The organism is Parabacteroides sp. APC149_11_2_Y6, assembly GCF_054506995.1.
Genome location: NZ_CP173709.1, coordinates 1,752,229 through 1,771,321, shown reverse-complemented (window position 1 = coordinate 1,771,321; position 19,093 = coordinate 1,752,229). Strand labels below are relative to the sequence as shown.

Annotated in this window: 14 protein-coding genes; all 14 read left to right on the top strand. The window is 47.7% G+C overall.

Features of this window, described 5'->3' with window-relative positions; translation table 11 throughout:
• Nucleotides 1–9: 9 nt before the first annotated feature.
• From ACGE0T_RS07060 to ACGE0T_RS06995, 14 genes are read left to right on the top strand one after another with little or no spacing between them, the layout of a single operon-like run.
• Nucleotides 10–903 carry a hypothetical protein gene (locus tag ACGE0T_RS07060; protein WP_459189826.1) on the top strand — a complete coding sequence of 298 codons (894 nt, stop codon included), beginning with the start codon at nt 10–12 and terminating at the stop codon, nt 901–903.
• A 43-nt stretch (nt 904–946) separates the two neighbouring features.
• Complete coding sequence (locus ACGE0T_RS07055; protein ID WP_459189825.1) at nt 947–2,737, top strand: phage tail sheath family protein; 1,791 nt, start codon at nt 947–949, stop codon at nt 2,735–2,737.
• Between the two features lie 33 nt (nt 2,738–2,770).
• Nucleotides 2,771–4,321, top strand: a complete 1,551-nt coding sequence (locus ACGE0T_RS07050; protein ID WP_459189824.1) for a phage tail sheath family protein — start codon at nt 2,771–2,773, stop codon at nt 4,319–4,321.
• A gap of 47 nt (nt 4,322–4,368) precedes the next feature.
• Nucleotides 4,369–4,830 carry a phage tail protein gene (locus ACGE0T_RS07045; protein WP_459189823.1) on the top strand — a complete coding sequence of 154 codons (462 nt, stop codon included), beginning with the start codon at nt 4,369–4,371 and terminating at the stop codon, nt 4,828–4,830.
• 1 nt (nt 4,831) lies between these two features.
• Nucleotides 4,832–5,299, top strand: coding sequence for a phage tail protein (locus ACGE0T_RS07040; protein ID WP_459189822.1), 468 nt, complete (start codon nt 4,832–4,834; stop codon nt 5,297–5,299).
• 11 nt (nt 5,300–5,310) lie between these two features.
• Nucleotides 5,311–5,490 (top strand): hypothetical protein, encoded by a 180-nt coding sequence (locus ACGE0T_RS07035; RefSeq protein ID WP_459189821.1) that lies wholly within the window; start codon nt 5,311–5,313, stop codon nt 5,488–5,490.
• A gap of 34 nt (nt 5,491–5,524) precedes the next feature.
• Nucleotides 5,525–6,187, top strand: a complete 663-nt coding sequence (locus ACGE0T_RS07030) for a LysM peptidoglycan-binding domain-containing protein (RefSeq protein WP_459189820.1) — start codon at nt 5,525–5,527, stop codon at nt 6,185–6,187.
• A gap of 4 nt (nt 6,188–6,191) precedes the next feature.
• The gene (gene vgrG / locus ACGE0T_RS07025) at nt 6,192–7,967 is read left to right on the top strand and encodes a type VI secretion system tip protein VgrG (RefSeq protein ID WP_459189819.1); all 1,776 of its coding nucleotides are present in this window, start codon (nt 6,192–6,194) and stop codon (nt 7,965–7,967) included.
• Between the two features lie 18 nt (nt 7,968–7,985).
• Nucleotides 7,986–8,288 carry a PAAR domain-containing protein gene (locus tag ACGE0T_RS07020; protein ID WP_459189818.1) on the top strand — a complete coding sequence of 101 codons (303 nt, stop codon included), beginning with the start codon at nt 7,986–7,988 and terminating at the stop codon, nt 8,286–8,288.
• A 23-nt stretch (nt 8,289–8,311) separates the two neighbouring features.
• A complete protein-coding gene (locus tag ACGE0T_RS07015; protein ID WP_459189817.1) occupies nt 8,312–8,731 on the top strand; it encodes a GPW/gp25 family protein in 420 nt (139 codons plus the stop codon).
• Nucleotides 8,728–11,934 carry a hypothetical protein gene (locus ACGE0T_RS07010; RefSeq protein WP_459189816.1) on the top strand — a complete coding sequence of 1,069 codons (3,207 nt, stop codon included), beginning with the start codon at nt 8,728–8,730 and terminating at the stop codon, nt 11,932–11,934. Before ACGE0T_RS07015 ends, ACGE0T_RS07010 begins: the two co-directional genes overlap by 4 nt.
• A 3-nt stretch (nt 11,935–11,937) precedes the next feature.
• Nucleotides 11,938–12,636, top strand: a complete 699-nt coding sequence (locus tag ACGE0T_RS07005) for a hypothetical protein (protein WP_459189815.1) — start codon at nt 11,938–11,940, stop codon at nt 12,634–12,636.
• Between the two features lie 43 nt (nt 12,637–12,679).
• The gene (locus tag ACGE0T_RS07000; protein ID WP_459189814.1) at nt 12,680–14,935 is read left to right on the top strand and encodes a hypothetical protein; all 2,256 of its coding nucleotides are present in this window, start codon (nt 12,680–12,682) and stop codon (nt 14,933–14,935) included.
• On the top strand, nt 14,922–19,061 hold the full coding sequence (locus tag ACGE0T_RS06995) for a contractile injection system tape measure protein (RefSeq protein ID WP_459189813.1): 4,140 nt from the start codon (nt 14,922–14,924) through the stop codon (nt 19,059–19,061). Before ACGE0T_RS07000 ends, ACGE0T_RS06995 begins: the two co-directional genes overlap by 14 nt.
• The last annotated feature ends 32 nt before the right edge of the window (nt 19,062–19,093 follow it).

Genomic DNA, 19,093 nt, shown 5'->3' with positions numbered 1-19,093 from the left:
GAAAAAGATATGGGACAGTTCATCGTATTCATTAACATAAAGACAGTACACCCCTACTATGCCAACATGACAGGAAACCTACGCTTTTTGCCCACAATAAAAACCGAACAGTTGATGCGTAGCCGAGAAATATTGTTCCGGCAAACCAGAGATGGTTGCCAATGGCTGTTGTCAAACGATTGTGCCGGGTTTCTGAAAGGTGATGAATTCGAATTGGTTTTGCTGATGCAGGATACCAATTTTATACGTATAACACAATTGCAAGATTATCGTCCGCAATCGTTTTACCAGTTGGCATTGCCCGAAAATAGCCGGGAGATAGATGTCGCTTCTGCCCTTGTGCCAACAAAAGAGCCAAAGAGGGAATCTCATTTTTGCCACATCAGTATCAAGTTGACAGACAATATGCTGAAAGAGGCAAAAAGCGGAAGACCGCCGGAATACCTGCTCCGGTTCCGGGAGGCGGCTTACCGTTGGGAATTTTTGCTCGTGCCTCGTCAAGAAAGTACAGACGAATCAAAGACGTTTTTGCTGGAAGATACCAACGGGCAGATTCTCTTTACCCTTCCCGAGAAAGAGGTTAACATCTCTTTTAGTAAAATAGCTTGGCGAATTGTTTCTGTATCCCCCGTTGTTTGCCGGGAACATCCGGATTGCAACCTTCGACTGTCTGAGGTACAGACAGCAGAGCTTTCCAGGCGGCTTTCCGAAGTACTCTCCAAAGATATACAGCCGGAAGATTTTTCCAAATTGCCACCGGAAATACTCTCCGGCGTACTTCCCGGGATTCTTGCTGACAGATCGCTGAAAAAACGGACCGTAAGCCGCTTTCTCCCCTTTCCTGAGCCAGGGAAATACAACACGGACCAACAGGATTGCATCCGGCAGATCTGTTACGTCTGAACATAATCGGCTATATTCATTTAATCTTAAAAAATAAAATCGTATGGGAAACATGAAAACACCCGGCGTTTATATCGTAGAGAAGAACGCCTTCCCAAACTCGGTGGTAGAAGCACCGACCGCTATTCCGGCTTTTATCGGTATAACCGAAAAAGCCCTGAACGGAAATGATGACCTGACAGGTATGCCATGGAAAATCTCGTCGATGACGGAGTTTATACAGTATTTCGGCGGAGCACCGGAATTGAACTTTTCAGTGGATATCAAGAAGTATAATCCGAAAGCAAAGAAAAAGGAAGATGGCACGATTGACCCCAATGGTGCTGTTGTGAAACCGGAGGTAGAAATTTTCCAGTACACGGTGGAATTGAAGGAAAAGGAAAATGATACCGAAGTTGAGGAAACCAACGGATATGCTTTTTGCATAAACGGAGAAAACAAATATACCTTATACTACAACATGATGCTGTTCTTCGCTAATGGCGGCGGAAACTGCTATGTGGTATCGGCAGGAAACTATATCTACAAGGGCAAAAACACTCCGGATAACGACAAGGGCAAGGGCTCTCTGGATAAGACAAAAGTGGAAACTGCTTTAAACGCTTTGGAGAAAATACAGGAAGTCACCATGATTATAGTGCCGGAAGCAGTAGAAAATGAGACTTGCACCAATATCCAACAATTAATGCTGATACATTGCGGAGAAATGGCCAACCGCTTTACTATTTTGGATATGCCGCCTAAATATCCCGACAATAGTCCGCTGGGTACCCGGGCAGAAACGTTCCAGGGGAATATCGGTAGCAAGTACCTGTCCTACGGAGCGGCTTACTTTCCGTGGTTGAACACCTCAGTTTTGAGCGACAGGGATCTGAATGGCAAAATGTTTGAATGGACGACGGATGCATACGACCATATAGCGAAATTCTCGCGGGTCGATAGCCAGTTGCAGAAAATAGTGAAGCATTTTAGGGAAACGACCATCCTGTTCGAACAGGATAAAGCCCAACAGGATAAAAAGGTAAAAATCGGAGAAAAGGACTATACATATACAGAGGTGACAGTAGATGCTTTAGAAAAGGACCTGGGTGAAAAAATCACTGTAAAAGTAAAAGAAAACACAACGGAAACGTCCAACAAGAAAACCATCACTCTTATATCCACAGATATAGCCGATAAGGATGATTTCCACCAGGTATTGACCAATAGTTCCATCCTTTACCAACAAGCCATGAAGGCTGTGAAAAAATATATCAACCGACTTCCTCCATCCGCAGCTATGGCAGGCATCTACACCATGGTGGACAACTGCCGGGGCGTATGGAAAGCTCCGGCAAACGTGACACTGAACTATGTGGATAGCCCGACAGAAGATATCGACGATGAACAACAGGCAGACTTAAATGCCCCGATGAACGGCAAAGCCATCAACGTGATACGTCCTTTCCGGGGCGAAGGAATCAAAGTATGGGGAGCACGCACACTGGATGGAAATTCGCTGGACTGGCGCTACATCAACGTACGCCGCACGCTGCTCTTCCTCGAAGAGTCCGTGAAGAATGCCTCCCGTGCTTACGTATTCGAACCAAACGATGCAGGTACATGGATGAATATGAAGTGTATGATAGAGAACTTCCTGAAAAGCGTGTGGAAACGCGGCGGACTGGTTGGTGCTACGCCTGAAGATGCCTATGAGGTACATGTAGGACTGGGTGATACGATGACTGGCGATGACATACTGGATGGTATCATGCGCATCACCGTACTGGTGGCAGTCTCGCATCCGGCGGAATTTATCGAGATTACCTTCCAGCAACAGATGCAAAAGAGTTGATAATCTATTGTTAAACTAATAATATCAAGAATCATGGGAGAATACAAAACCCCGGGCGTTTACATCAAAGAGAAGAACGCTTTTCCAAATTCCGTGGTAGAAGCAGAAACCGCCATTCCGGTATTTATCGGGCTGACGGAAAAAGCCGAAAACGGAACGGAATCGTTACTGATGAAGCCGGTAAAGATTTCATCGATGACGGAATATAACAAGTTTTTCGGCGGCGCGCCGATACCGAAGTTCAAGCTTTCGGTTATCAAACCACCTGCTACCGATACTAAAAAGGACTTATCGGTCTGTAATAAAGAAAAAGATGCCTGTCTGAAAGCGGAACTGGAAAGTAAATTATGCACTTTGTATTATAATCTGGTTATGTTCTTTGCCAATGGTGGAGGAACCTGCTACATCGTATCGGTGGGTGACTATACAAGTGACCAACTGAACAAAAACACGATTGCAAATAGTGTGCTTCCAGAATTGAAGAAAGTGCAGGACATCACCATGCTGGTAGTTCCCGAAGCGGTGAACACAACTGATTGTATGGACATTTACACGAATATACTGGCACATTGTGAAGGACAAAACCGTTTCGCTATATTGGATATCCCATTATCCGGTAACGAGGCTGTCGATACGTTTCGCGAGGCTATCGGTAGTAGCCATCTCTCGTATGCGGCGGCTTACTATCCCTGGCTGGAAACATCTGTACTATCCGACAATGATATTAACGGAGAAATGTTGTTGTTTGATACAAAACCGGTTCAATTAGATTTGAAACCTTTTTTTGATGAAAATTCGGATATATATATTTTTATCAATAAAACCTGGGAGAAGATAAAAAAGGGAACAAAAATAATACAGGTAATAGAAAACGATACTACTACAGATGAAGAGGTTCCCTACACTGGAGAGGAGTTGTTTCAAATGAAAAACGACCTCAATAACGCCTTACTACAGAACTGGCCGGAATACAAGTTGCTGGCAAAGAAAGTGAAAGACTATCTGAACCTGCTCCCTCCTTCGGCTGCCATGGCAGGTATCTATACAATGGTGGACAACACACGCGGTGTATGGAAAGCTCCGGCAAATGTTTCAGTCAACTATGTAAACAAACCTTCGGTAATAATCGACAACAAGGCACAAGAAGAACTGAATATGCCGATGAGCGGCAAAGCCGTCAACGCCATCCGCTCATTTGTAGGCGAAGGTATCAAGGTATGGGGTGCCCGCACATTGAACGGCAATTCGCAGGACTGGCGCTACATCAATGTGCGCCGCACAATGAGTTTTCTGGAGCAGTCCGTGAAAAACGCCGCCCGCGCCTATGTGTTCGAACCGAACGATGCCAACACATGGATTAATATGAAGTGCATGATAGAAAACTTCCTGCGTAGTGTGTGGAAACGCGGCGGACTGCCTGGCGCCACACCCGAAGATGCATACAGCGTACACGTCGGACTGGGCGATACGATGACGGCAGAAGATATATTGGAAGGTATCCTGCGCATCACGGTACTGGTAGCCATATCCCGTCCGGCCGAGTTCATCGAAATCACATTCCAACAACAGATGCAAAAAAGCTGAGATTTATATAAGAATTAAACCATTAACAATCAAAAAATCAGAATATTATGGCAGAAGATGGAGCAGCACAGAGTGCAAGTACACAAGCATGGCCGTTACCGAGTTTTTACTTCAAGGTATCAGTTACCGATGTAGGGGATATTTCGTGTAGCGAAGTATCGGGTCTTGAAACAGAATACGACATGATAGAATATCGTGCAGGCGACAGTCCGATTTTTACCAAACAGAAAATGCCGGGAATGAGAAAGACCAGCGACGTAACCTTGAAGAAAGGAATCTTCAAAGACGACAAGGCAATGTGGGACTGGATTAACACTGTCAAGCTGAATACGATCAAGCGTGCAACAGTTACAATCAGCTTACTGGACGAAGCTGGCAAGCCTGTAAAGACCTGGGAACTGACCAACGCGTGGCCCAAGAAAATCACAGTGGAAGGTTTCAAAGCAGACGGCAACACAGCGGCAATAGAAACTTTGATTCTGGCACACGAAGGAGTAACTGTCAAGTAGTATGGCAGACAACACTGCATCAGATTGGGCACTTCCTGTGAATTTCTACTTTCTGGTGGAATTTCAAAGCAAGTTTGACCGCTTCCAGACCTCATTCACGGAAGTGTCGGGTCTAAATATGCAGATGAGCACGGAAGAAAAGCCCAGTGATGCAGGTATGTGGATTAAAATGCCCGGTGGAACTAAATATGGAAACATAACACTCAAACGCCCGGTTCCGCTGGAAAGCAATGATACGTTTACCCAATGGATTGACAAAAGCTTACAGGCGGACAAGGATAAAAAAATGATTCCTTACGACATGATTGTAAAGTTGTTAGGCAAAGACGGAAAGCCTTTGGCAGGATGGATATGTTCGCATGCATATCCCACACAATGGAGCCTGGATGCTCTGAATGCGGAAAAAAGCGGACTGGCTACAGAATCAGTCATCATGAGTTGTAACCGCATGGACCGTATAAAAATTTAAAACTTAATAATATGGCTGTCATTATCAAAGAAATGCGTATCCGTACCGTGGTAGAGAAACGCATCGTCACGGAAGCGGAATTTCCGGAAGAAATCATCCGAAAGATAGAGAACCACGTACTGGACAGGCTATCCGAAGAAGAAAGAACAGGCCTGCCTGCCGGACAACGGCGGAAAAGGAATGGACGGTAACAACGAACAAGCATAACAATTAAAAAGGAGCTACATGGGAAAGATGACCATTACAGCCTATACGGACGGCAATTTCAACAACGAATGCAAATCTGCACTGGAACTGCCTGTTAATCCGGCTAAGGTAAAGCTCGCCAAAGGAATCCGCTATGCGGAAGACAAGCAGTTGGGCAGCCTGAACGGGTCAAACGTCTATGTGCGCTACCAGCCCGAAACCCTCAGTTTCGACTGTCTGTTCGACATGACCAATGCCATGGAAGACGATGATGAGAAGAAACCCGTGCATGATGCGGTAGACGAACTTGAAGAACGGCTGTACGATTACAACACTGAAGGCCACCGCCCCTCGTTCGTCAAGGTACAGTACGGCAACATCACCTTCTTCGGACAGCTCAAGACGCTGGAAACAGAATACACCCTGTTCGATCCGGAGGGCATCCCGCTCCGCGCCGAACTGAAAGTGACGCTGACGGGCTATTGCAGCCAGCAGGAAGAGAAAAAGCACTTCTCCAAACGCTCGCCCGATGTGTCGCGACTGGTCACACTAAAAGAAGGACAGACATTGGCTGCCCTTTGCTACGAAGTTTATGGCGACCCGCTCCTGGTGGGGCAAGTCGCGAGATTTAATAATTTGAACGGCTACAGGAACATACCGGCAGGTACGGTAATCTTATTGCCAATGTTAAAAAAAGAATAAGGATATGGCAGAATCACCTTCTGTAAACAAAGATCGCGTATTGTCTTGCTCCGTCTATTGCAACGGAAGCAAACTGAAAGATACCTATTCGCTAGCGTCCGCTTCGGTAAGGCTGGAACTGAACCGCATCGGTAAGGCGACATTAAAGTTTAATGCCGGTAACATGGACAAGCAGACTTTCGACGAAAGCGATGCCGACCTCTTCAAGCCGGGTAACACGATTCGTCTGGATGCAGGCGGCACGGACAAGGAAGAAACCCTATTTGACGGTGTAATCACAGGGTTGCGCATCATGACGGGCAAAGACTTCCGTTCCTACATGATGGTAGAGTGCCGCGACCACGCCTATTCCGCTACACAGGGACGCAAGAACTGCATCTTCGAAAAGAAAAAGGACAGCGACATCATCAAGGAAGTGCTCTCCGCTTATGGCAGCGTAGATGTGGATGGCACGGATTACCAGCATCCCACTCTTATGCAGTATTACTGTTCGGACTGGGATTTCGCTCTCTCGCGTGCCGATGCCTGCGGGTTGTTTGTCTTCACCGAGGGTAGCAAAATTAAGGTAAAGAAGCCGGAAGTAAATGGTTCGCCCGTGCAGACAATAACCTACGGCACAGACATCATCGCCTTCGACCTCGAACTGACTGCCGACGACCAGTTCACACAATACGAGGCAGTGTCGTGGTGCCCCAAAACGCAAAAGGCTGTCAAGATATCTGCCGCCACACCCGCGCTCAACAAGCAAGGCGACCTCCAGCAGAAAGCCATTGCCACAGGCAATAACCTGCTGCTCCAGACCGATGCTCCGACGGACGAAAAGGCGTTGAAGCAATGGGCGGATAGCATGGCGCTGAAAGCTGGACTGGCGCGCTACCAAGGCTCATGCAGTTTCTATGGCTCCGCAAAGGTGAAGCCCGGCTGCATCATCGAACTGAAAGGTTTGGGCAAGCGGTTCAACGGGAACCTGTTCATTGGTTCTGTAACGCATACTATCGAGGACAACGAATGGACAACCGAAGCAGGTGCAGGCGTATCACCCCTGAACATCACCGACGAAACAGACGTTGTATCTCCCTCCGCCTCCGGTTTCCTGCCCGGCTTGCAGGGACTTCATGCAGCGGTGGTGAAGAAACTGGACGGTGACCCGGAAAAAGCATACCGTGTACAAGTGGAATTACCTTGGATGGACGGAAAGAATAAGCTGCTATGGGCACGCTTCTCCACGATGTATGCGACCGGAGGCATGGGCTCCTTCTTCCTGCCCGAACCTGGCGATGAGGTGGTTATAGGCTTCATGAACCAGGATCCCGACCACCCGGTGATACTCGGAGGACTCTACGGCGAAAAGCACAAGCCTCCTTACGAGTACGAAGCAAAAAACAATACGAAAGCCATCGTCACCCGCGAAAAAATGCGGATAGAATTTGACGAGGAAAAGAAAATAATAACGGTTTCCACTCCCGGAAAGAATACGGTGGAAATCGATGACGATGCAAAGCGTATCCGCCTGACCGACCAGCACAAAAACGAGATTAAAATGGATAGTGGTGGCATCACTCTCTCCTCTTCCAAAGATATTACGCTGAAAGCGAAAGGCAGCATCACGATGGATGCCACGATGAAGCTCAATGGAACTGCCAAGCAAGATGTCAGCATAGAAGGATTGAATGTGAAAGTACAGGCAAAAGTCGGCGCTTCGGTGAAAGGCAATGCCACAGCGGAACTATCCGCAAGTGGGCAGACCACCGTAAAAGGTACTTTGGTAATGATAAACTAAAAAAGAAAGGAGAACGATATGCCTCCAGCAGCAAGATTAACAGATATGCATACCTGCCCCATGCAGACCCCGGCGTTTCCCTCGCCGATACCTCATGTGGGCGGACCGGTAATGGGTTCCGGTGTGCCAAGCGTATTGATAGGGAAATTACCGGCAGCCGTCATGGGTGACATGTGCGTCTGCGTGGGACCACCGGATACGATAATAAAAGGTTCGTCCACCGTAATGATAGGCGGCAAGCCTGCTGCACGAATGGGCGACAGCACTGCGCACGGTGGCTCGATAGTCATCGGATGTCCCACGGTACTAATTGGTGGATAAATTGGAAATCAAATCAACAAAATATGGACGACCTGAAAAACCTTCTGGACTCCGACGCCTTTCTGGGCAAAGGCTGGAGTTTTCCTCCCACGCTGACAGAAAGCGGAGCGGATATGGTTACCTACGAGCAAGACATTGAGCAGAGCCTGCGCGTACTGTTCAGCACTTCGCCGGGCGAGCGTGTGAACCGCTACGACTATGGTTGCCCGTTGCGCCGCTATGTCTTCGAACCGATAACCACAGAAACCACCGTCAGGATGCGCAACGACATCGTGCGGGCAGTTACGCTCTTCGAACCGCGTATCACACTCGAAGAGGTGTCGTTCGAAGAACAGGCGGCGGAGGGCTTGTTGCTGATACGGCTTACTTACACCGTTATTCGTACCAACAACCGCAACAACATGGTTTATCCGTTCTATCTGAATGAAGGAACAACTATATGATGACGAACAACAAACATAGCGGCACGCTCCGCACGGACTACCAAGCCGACCATGCCCGGTTGGATGACTTCCCAGTCATGGAAAGCGACTGGTATATGCTGTTCCATCGATTGATGAAAGCAAGTAATGCCTTCTGCTACCACGATAAGGACGGACGGGAAGGCACACTCAATGCTTTGCTGGAAAACCACGTACTGACCGTGCTTGCCGACATCGCCAGAAAAAAGCTATCGGGTTACAGCGATACTTTTACCAGCGCAGAAGGGACGGCAGGACAGAACAATTATGCAGAAAAACTGAAAAGGGACATCGAGAGTTGGAAAAAACAATTGGATGTCTACCTGAACAACTGTTGGCAGACACAGGACAACAACAGTCCTGCCATCAAAGTCACCCGGTTACTGAAAAGCCATCTGGAAAATGCTTCGCCGGACAAGGACAAAAATAAAAAGACGGACAAGACCGCTTACTACCGGATGCTCCGTACCGTGACTGCCTTACAGGAAAATATGGACTGCTACCTGCAACAAGTAGAGGAAAGCGGAGATACAGACCCAGCCTTATCCTTGTTGATTGCCCATCTGAAAAATTACAGTGGTGTTGTCAATACTTTCAATAATCGCCTTGCCACATTGCCGGAACTCTACCGCCGTAACTTCCTGCACGCTGTACCGCAGAAAGCAGTACAGGATAATGCCTATATCGTCATTACCCCGACAGAAGGCATAAGCGGTTTTACTTTGCCCGCAGGAGAGCCGTTCCCTGCCGGACAAAATTCCGCAGGCGAAGCATTGATTTACCGGTCCGTCCGGAAAGAATACATCAGCCCGATACAGTGCGATGGAATAAATGCCGTATACCTTGTGCGAAAAGAGGGAAAGGTTACCGGTATCCGTAAACAGCTTGTACCGTTCCGGGACGTACCGACAACAGAAACACTGTTTGCCGACAGGCATAGCGAAGCCCTACCGCTGGGTTGGTTGGTGGAATCGCCCATGCTGGTACTGGGAGAAGGCGAAAGGGTAGTCCGTATTGGTTTCCGGATTACCGCCGATGAACCGTCTGCCGACACGCTATCCCCCCACAGTTTTACCCTGCAACTGAGCAATGCAACAGGTTGGACGGAGCAGGCATGTACCTGCCTCATAGACACTTCAGCCGGCTACCGGCAACTCTGCTTCGACTTCACGATAAGCAGAGAAGCCGAAGCCCTAACACCCTGTGCCGAAGAAATACACGGCATGACAACTGCATACCCTGCCCTTCGCATCCTTTCCGACGACACATACTGCCCTTACGACCAGGCTTCCCGCATTCGTTTTAATGCGGTAAAGATACAGATAAATGTAAACGGCATTCACAACTTCACCTTCTGCAACGAATTGGGCGAAGCTGATACCTCACAACCGTTCTCTCCCTTCGGTATACAGGCAGAAAAAGGCGCATGGTTCTTCTTTGGCAATGAGGAAATGGGAATAAAACCCTTACAGAAAGTCTGCCTGAAAGGTTTCTGGAAGAAACTGCCCGAAACGGAAACTGAGTTCAACCGACTATATAAAAGTTATACTGATGCCAGTAAAACCATCGATGCCAGTTCATTCACTATCGCCACCGAATGGCGGGAAGCCCGGCAGTGGATGCGCTATGAGAATGGAGAACAGCCTTTGTTCGTACCGGACAAGGAGGAAAACCGTTCGATAAACTGTGCCAACATAGTTTTCGACTTAAACTGGAATACGGACGGTTTCTTCCGTGTTACCCTGCAAGCCCCCGGCATTGGCTTCGGCATAGATGCATATCGCACGCTTTTCTCCGAAACAATGATACACAACAGCCTATGCAAAAAAAAGGATTGCCGGGAACTGCCTGTAGAGCCGACTATACCCATTCTCGCGGATGCGGAACTCTCGTACATCGCTTCGGAAGAAACGACACTGACAGAGATAGAGCGCTCCACCATCCGCCTGAGCCGTATCACGGCATTGCCGGAACAAGATACCTGTCCCATAACAAAAAAGGAACTGCCGTTCCTGCCTACCGCCCCTACGGACCATTTACTGTATTTCAGCTTTGTCCGTGCCTGGGGAGAACAAATAATCAGGTTCTATTTAGACCTGGTATTGCCGAAAGAAAACGTACCGTTCTATAACCCGCAACCGGACAAAAGCATAAAAATCACTTGGGAATACCGGGACGGAAACAATTGGCTGCCTATCCCCATCGAATCCGTTATTGCCGAAGAAACCTCGGGACTAACGCAAAGTGGGTTTGTGGAAATCAGGCTGCCGCAGAAAATAAGTGAAGCCCACATAGACAGACAAGGCAGGACATGGCTCCGTGCCGCTTTATCAGGCGAAGTGTCTTCCTGCCTTGCCGTGCGTGGTATCCGGACAAATTGCATCCGTCTGGAAGCACAAAATGGCGACGGTACTCCACTGCCTGCCGGGACAATAGAAGGAACAAATGAGGCGGACGAACGGATTGAAAGTGCCATCCAACCCATGCACGGCTTCGGAGGCAGACCTGCAGAAACGGAAACAGGCGTTGCCGTGCACCAGAGCTCGCGCATCGGCAATCGCCACCGCGCAATCACGATGAAGGATTATGAGCAGCTTGTACTGGAACACTTCCCCGAAGTAGATAAAACACAGTGTATCCCCATTCCACAAGATAAAGGAGTATCTGAGGTCTGCCTGGTGGTGTTCAGCCATGCTGAAGACAGCCGCTATTACCTCTCTCCGGCATGTAAACTGGCGGAAATACAGCGGTTTATCGTGCAATATGCGTCACCATTTGTTCGCCTCCGGGTAGTCAATCCCATATACGAAAGAGTGAACATCCTTTGTAAGGCAATATTGTGGCCTCGGGTACAGGATGAAGGTAAAGCATTGCGGCAACTCGTGGTGTTGGCACAGAACTATATCGCGCCGTGGTACCGGAAGAGGGAAATACCCGAATCAGGGCAACACTTCTCTTACAAAGAACTACATGCCCGGATGGTGAACCACGAGGACTTGATGAAACTGGTTACCCTCGAAGTGAACGGCAAAAGCCTTCCGCATGTAAATATAGGAACGGAGGACATAATTATTCGAAGCAATCACCCATGGTGCGTGCTGCTCCCGAAAATAGACATCGAACTTCTTTCTCCCCACGACGGTATCGACGAAGCCGAAATCGGGAGTAACTTCATAATAGGATAGCATATGGACCGGAATAACCGAAAAGACAGAAATACACTGAAGGAATACTTCAAAAAAGGCAAAACACCCACTGAAGAACACTTTGCCGAATTGATAGACTCCATGCCGAACCTCATGGAGGACGGGCAAGTGATAAGAACCGCTACCGGATGGGCGTTTTACCCGCCACTGGCAGACAGTATGGACATCGGGCTTTATACGAAGGAAAACGAGCCGCCTGTATGGACACTTTCCGTCACATCCGAAAAACATCTGCTGGTAAAAAACGAAATGGGTGAAACAGTGCTTGACGCATCACAGGATAAATCGGTTATACTGTCCGGCAGCCTGACAGTGAAAAGCAATGGCGAAGAACCGGTTCCCAGTGGGGAAGATTACCTAAACATTCCCGCCGACAAACAGTGGCACGACCTGCCTCTGGATATGTCGCGTGAGGGTATCGGTTGCCGTGTATACCACATCTATGCTTCCTTCCGGGAACAAGGTACGGGACTTTGCCGGCTGACACGCGTCGCTGCCATTTGGCTGAACCGGATGGAACAACGGATAGAATCGCCCCAAAAGCACTGGTGGGGCTGGGGAGGCGGTATCCGTTTCCGCTGGCTGGAAATAAAAGGTAAACCCTGCCTGCAAATGCGCAGCAAGAAACAACTGCCATCCGGCGAAATACATTGCAGGATTATAGAGATGTACAAAGGATAAGCTTCAATTGTTAATTGAAACTTGGCAATAAAAGGCTATTCAGATGGAAAAAAACAATAAAGAACCTTATATCAAGCAACAGGCGGAGGGTGAAAACCTGTACACGCACCTGCAAAAACAGATGCTTGAAGAAGTACAGCGCCTTTCCGGAAAGGCATGGACAGACTTCAATCCCCACGACCCCGGCGTTACGTTGGCAGACATCGCATGCTATGCACTGACGGAGATGGACTACAAGTTGGGCTTTGGGCTGATGGACTATCTGATGGAGGATGGGAAAACCTTCATATCGGAACGTTTCGGGCTCTTCTCACCCGGCAAAGTCTATACCACTGCACCCATCACGACGGAAGACTATCGACGGCTATTCTTCTCCCGTATTCCCGAACTGGAAAACGTATGGATGGAGTGCGATACTATGACTGGCGGCTACACGATCAAGGCGGTACTTTCTCCTTTCGAGAACGACCATAAGGACGTGGCAAAACAGATCGCAACGGTCTATAACAGTCGCCGCAACCTGTGCGAGTATCTGGATAAGGTAGTTATCATGCAGCCTGAAGAACTGGAGTTCCAGGCGGAATTTGAAATCAAACCGGGCGAAGACGTCACCCTTGTGCTGGCAAAAGTCTACTGGACCATCCTCCACTATCTCTCCGGTGCGGTACGTATCAGCACGTCGGATGAACTGGTTGCCTCCGGCATGTCGCCCGAAGAATGGCTGGAAGGACTGGATGATACTGTTCGGGTAGTTATACCGAAACAACAGTATACCGAATATGAATTATACAAGGAGCTTTGCCTGGTAGAAGGTATTAGCTCGTTCAGCACCTGCTACCTGATGAAAGGGGGCGAACCGCTGACAGATTTCAGCAATGGTTTTAGTCTTAAAATTCCCCGGAAAGAAGAAGAACTGATGGTGCGCATCCGTTGTGGATGCTCGCTGTTGCAGGTCGATATGGAAAAATTCATGGAACGCCTGAAAGCCTTCTATTATACCTCAGGACGTCTCCGCACGAAGAAGGCAGAACTAAAGGAATATGAATGGGAAAACACGCAGGAAACTTACCGGGACATATTTACCCATACATCCATAGTGGATGATTTTCCTCCATGCTATAACTTCCCTCCTGACGGGGAAATCTCTACCTCTTTCAAAGCCTACCTGCAATTGTACGACCAGACTATACAGCAGGGTTTGAAGGAAGTAGAGGACTTGCCACGCTTGCTCTCCATTAAAACGGAAGACATAGATTATCCGTCCGTGCAAAATCTCTATACGTTGAAAAGCCGTTATCTGGATTTTCTCGATCGGCTCTTTAATGTGGATAGCCAACCGGTATGGATGAACGAATTCGACAGCTATGGTGAAACAACAGAAGATATCCTCCGGCGCCGCACAGGATTTCTGCGTCAAGTGGCTTACCTGACAAAGAACCGTGCCGTGGCAAGAGACATCGGAAACACGAATGAAAAAGAAAATATTGCCGTGGCGAAGAAATGGTTCTGCTTACTACTCGGCATCAGCTACAACGAGAGCCGGTCGGTGGGCAATGTACTGCCCGGGCACAATCTCGTGTTGATGAATACGGGCGAGAAAGGTAAACGTTTCCGCGACCGCCTGACTGCGATGCTCATTAACGAGCGGATGCTGGATAGCAACTATGTGGAAACCATCACACCGGAAAAGCTACCGGAAGAAGACAAGGAGAAAAAGAAACTATACGACAAGCTGCGCATAGAACTGCCTGTATTCAACCACAATCTTATCAGCAGCAGCTTATTCCGTGGAGGTATCCTGTTAGACAACTACCGGATTGTGGAGGCTGCAGAGAATGAATATATGTTGGTGTTCCGCAACCGGGAGGAAAACAATTGGATGAACCTAGGACGGACCGATGACAAGATTAGACTGAATATGCTTGCTAATGTTTTGCACCGCTATCTGTTGGAACTCAACCATGATTGCGAAACACTCTATATTGTCGAGCCGGTGCTCTCTGACACGTCCCGCCCATTCACCCTTTCGCTTGTATTGCCATCGTGGACAGCACGTTTCCATATACCTCGTTTCCGCGAGGTTTGCCGGGAATTGCTACGTTCGCTGCTACCCGCCCACCTGAAAGGTACTATTTACTGGCTGGATGGCTCTTTAATGCAGGAATTCGAAGACAGCTACCGGCTGTGGCGCAAAGCATTGGCAAGACATTATATGGATGACGTAGAGATATTGCAGGAAAGTATGGATGATGTATTGAATAAAACAAAAGAAAAACAGCTACTGGATGATACGTATTGACAATTTATCGTTCGAGTTCACCATGCAGGACGAACCGTTTGCACACCAATTGTATGCAGACTGGGACAGCTTTTGCCATACCTGTATTGAAAAAGTGGTAGAAGAATGTATGACCTCGCAAGACAGAGACAAAGTATTATATGAAATAGAAGTTCTCGACTTAGACTTAGGTAGCATCCCGGAGAAAGACTTCTACCGGGAGTTTCCACGAAAGTTGAGGGAGGAACTGTTGAAAATATTACCCTCCTTCCGCTTACCGGCTACGGGAAATCAGGAGGAACGGACGGAGGCAGCCCGGCTGGAAAACCTACTCTTTTATCTGGAACACGGCTATCCGAAAACGGAATGGGCGGACGAGGATTTCAGCCTGGCGGAAGAAATCGGATGGGCAGTTGCACAATCAGTACAATATACCGGTAGGATTGTAAAGCTCAGTCTGGGCAGGAAACATATTTTGTACCGCCTGCTATGGCAGACAGAAGGCAGAACAACACTTCTCAGGCTCTATACCACCATGCTGTCCGAACCCATCTTCGGAAAGCTTGAAAAACGCCGTTTTTTAGAAATGCTTTTGGAAGTAAAGCCCGATATCCCCGTGTTCTTTATCCATGAGGCAGCAGGTGATGAAGATCTGTACGGAATGGCGGAACTTCTTGACTCTGTGTCTGTCCGCAGGATTATGACAACTGAAGCAGAAGAGCATGCTGAGGTCGATCTGCCCCCATACTGGCATTACCTGTACGAGTGGCTTATCCGATATTATCCGTTCAACGGGCTTGCCATCTTCGGCGGAAAGGGAGAGTTTATCCTCCATCTGCACCGGAAGTTGCTCACGTTCATCCGCAAACGAAATCACTCCTTCTACCTTTCCAAAGCGGAACTGACCACCAGTTTTCTGCTTGAGGTGTTCGGCTCTGTTTATTATGTAGAGGTGTTGAATGCTATTTATAGTCTCCAGCCGCGTCATACGGATGGTTCACCTGTTTATGACAGTTATTTCAATCAGGAGTTATATCGTATGTTCCTCAGATTGTCGTTACTGCGGTCACCGGTTACAGGGGAAAGGAAAGATGCTCTGGCTTCCGAAAAGACACCACTCTCCTATCCGGTTGATGCCGCTGCCCTGACGGTCTGGCTAAAAGATGCGCAACGAAGCGATGCGGATAAGCGAATGTTGCTTGCTCTGCTGGCAGAAGAAAAGCCGGAAATACTGATGGACTGGCTACGAACGGAGGCAGCACAGGAAAATGCATTGGTTTCTACCATAACGGATATGACCGGTATGGCAACAATAAACCGGCTACTCCTTTCCATCTCTTTCACCACTGTAGAAATCGTGGAACAGGTAAGATATTATCTGCAAAGCCATGCACTGGAAACCGGCCGACTAAGCGGAGTGACCGAATCCCGGCTAAACTCTGCCGTCCGCAAGGCGGTACTACTCTGGATAGGAAACGGATATCCGGACTTATCGAATACAGAAAGTATCCGGCAATTGTTGCATCTGGTCTACCGTGAAATCACTGGCAAAGACGATGAAGATAACGTTGAGAGGGCATTGGCAGTACTGAATCTGTCGGAAGAAGACTTGAAGCAGCTTGCCGAAAACAGAAAAACGGTTGCATCTGCTACTTACATGCAGAAGCTACAAACCATATTGGAAGATGATAGCATCGCAGAACCGGTAAAACGCAGGTTGCTTCTCTTTTATCTGGAACAGTATGTGGAGAGTTATGCGGATGCGATACTGGCCTTACAGGAACGGAATCTGTTGGCAAATGTCATCCGCCTGACAAACGGACCGGTACTGGAAGAAATCATCAGGCGAATGGCTGTCCGGACCCAGGGAACGGCCGAACTGTTGCCTCTGCTTTATTGGCTGACTGTTCACGAAACGACTGTTTATACCAGTCTGAGAAACAAGACAATGGGACTGACTACGCAATTGCTCGTATGGTTAGCAAAAGCAGTCCGGTCACTAACCGATGAGGAAAGGGCGGCAACCGGAAACCTCCATACCCTACTCATAGCATTGTTTGGCAACGAAAACATTTCATCCGTTATCGCACAGATATTCGGAGAGGCTGCATCGGGTACGGATAGCGACGATGTAGTATATTACCATACTGAAGCTGCATGGAGCCTGCTGCTAAATACCGGGCTATCTTATAAAGGATGTTCTGCCAAAGCTGATTTTGAAAAATGGACCCGACAAGCGGAATACGATTCCAACATTGTCCAAGCACTGTTGGAAAACCGTTGGAATATTGATAAAGGCTTTATCGGCTGGCTGGAGGATACGGCTGTTTCCCCGGATAGCAGACGAAACCTGTTGCAAAAAATAGTTACGGAGAAACCACAGGAGTGGATTTGCCTGCTCCGTAAGCAACCCCGGGAAAGTAAGGCGGTTCTTTTACTATCATCCGACTTACCCGCCACCCTACTCCTGCAAAACGTAGCACGAGCAGACTTCTGTCAAGCGTCGGTACTATCACGGACGGTGGAATGGATGCGAAACAGAACAAACCGCTTTCCTTTCCTGAGCGGAAGCAGTGTCGTTTTTTCTACGGCTCTTTCACAAGCTCTGTTGCTCTATATGCAAGATGAAGATACCTGTGGCGGAAGAGCTTTGACGGAGAAGGAAACAGTGCACAAACTCCTGTCGTATCTGCATTTTGTTTATACCGGAAACTCCACGTATCAGGAGAATACGGAATGGGAGAACTTGTCAAACCGGATCGTTGCCGATATGGTTCCCATCACTTACAAGCGACCTGAAAACATACTGGCATGGCTGGAAAAAGAATCCGATATCTCTTCGATAACAGAGATAGCCACAGCATCGGATATAACCAATTTGGAGCAATGGGCTACGTTTCTGCCTGCCGTTGAAGGATTTGAACATTCCATTGCTTTTAAAAGATTGATAACATGGCTCACCAGCCTTGCCTCCAACCGGGTATTGGTTTCGGATACGGTCGGTACATTGCTTCTATGGATTAGGGAAACAGACTGGCGAAAACAAACACCGGAACAAATGGAAGATTATTTCTTTTCACACCTGTTCATGAAAAATAAGATTGGTCTGCCCGTAGAAAGACTTTCGGACATCACCCTGCCGGATAATATCCGGAAAAGACTGCTTTACAAATACATCCGTTTCCAACCGAAAGAACTGTTAGATTATATCCGTCAGACAGTGGAACAGAATATATTGCCTTTGGCATATTGGCTGGAAGAAATAGACACTCGGGAGTGGATACATTTGGTAGCAAATGTATCCCTGTCGCAGGCGGAACTATTGAGCCAGACCATGGACTATTTGTCGGAAAACAATCTGGCTAAAGAAGAAGACCTACGAATCGCACTGGCAACCTGTCTTATTGTAAACCACATGGAAACATTGGTATACAGCAGCAGGGAAGAAATAGTTCGTTCGTTTATCCAATCGCTTCCTACCCCAAAGGAAGAAGCAAAAAAGGAAAATGAAAACATGATACAGAACTTTAAAAAAGAAGATATGATACAAAAAACAAAAGAGGCGTTGAATATCACAAACGCAGAAAACTATTCATCAGCAGATGAACAGATAGAATTCTCTGATATCCTCTTCATCGGTAATGCCGGACTATGTATTTTTACTCCATGGTTACCCCGACTGTTAAACCTGCTTGGTTATTTGGATGAAGATAAAAGGGACTTTAAGGATACAACAGCGAAAATACGCGCCGTATTCCTGCTGCAATACCTCATCTATATGGAAGAAAAGGCATATCGGGAAACGGAACTGGCATTTAATCGTCTACTGGTTTCCTTGCCAATGCACATTCCATTACCGGAAAATCTGATGTTGACCGATAGGGAAAAGCAAATAGCCGAAACCATGATGGTTGGCGTGAAAGCCAATTGGCCGAAAATGCGCAATACTTCACAAAAAGGGTTCCTACAGAGTTTCATAATCCGGACAGGCCGCTTGGAACAGCAAGAGGAAAGATGGTTACTGACTGTAGACAACCGGCCGTATGATATACTGCTTGATACCGTTCCGTGGAGTTTTAAGCAGATACGTTTCCCATGGCTGAAGAAATATATACAGGTCTTTTGGCACGAAAAACAGGAATTTTAAACGGTTTTCTCATAGTAATAAGCAACAACAAA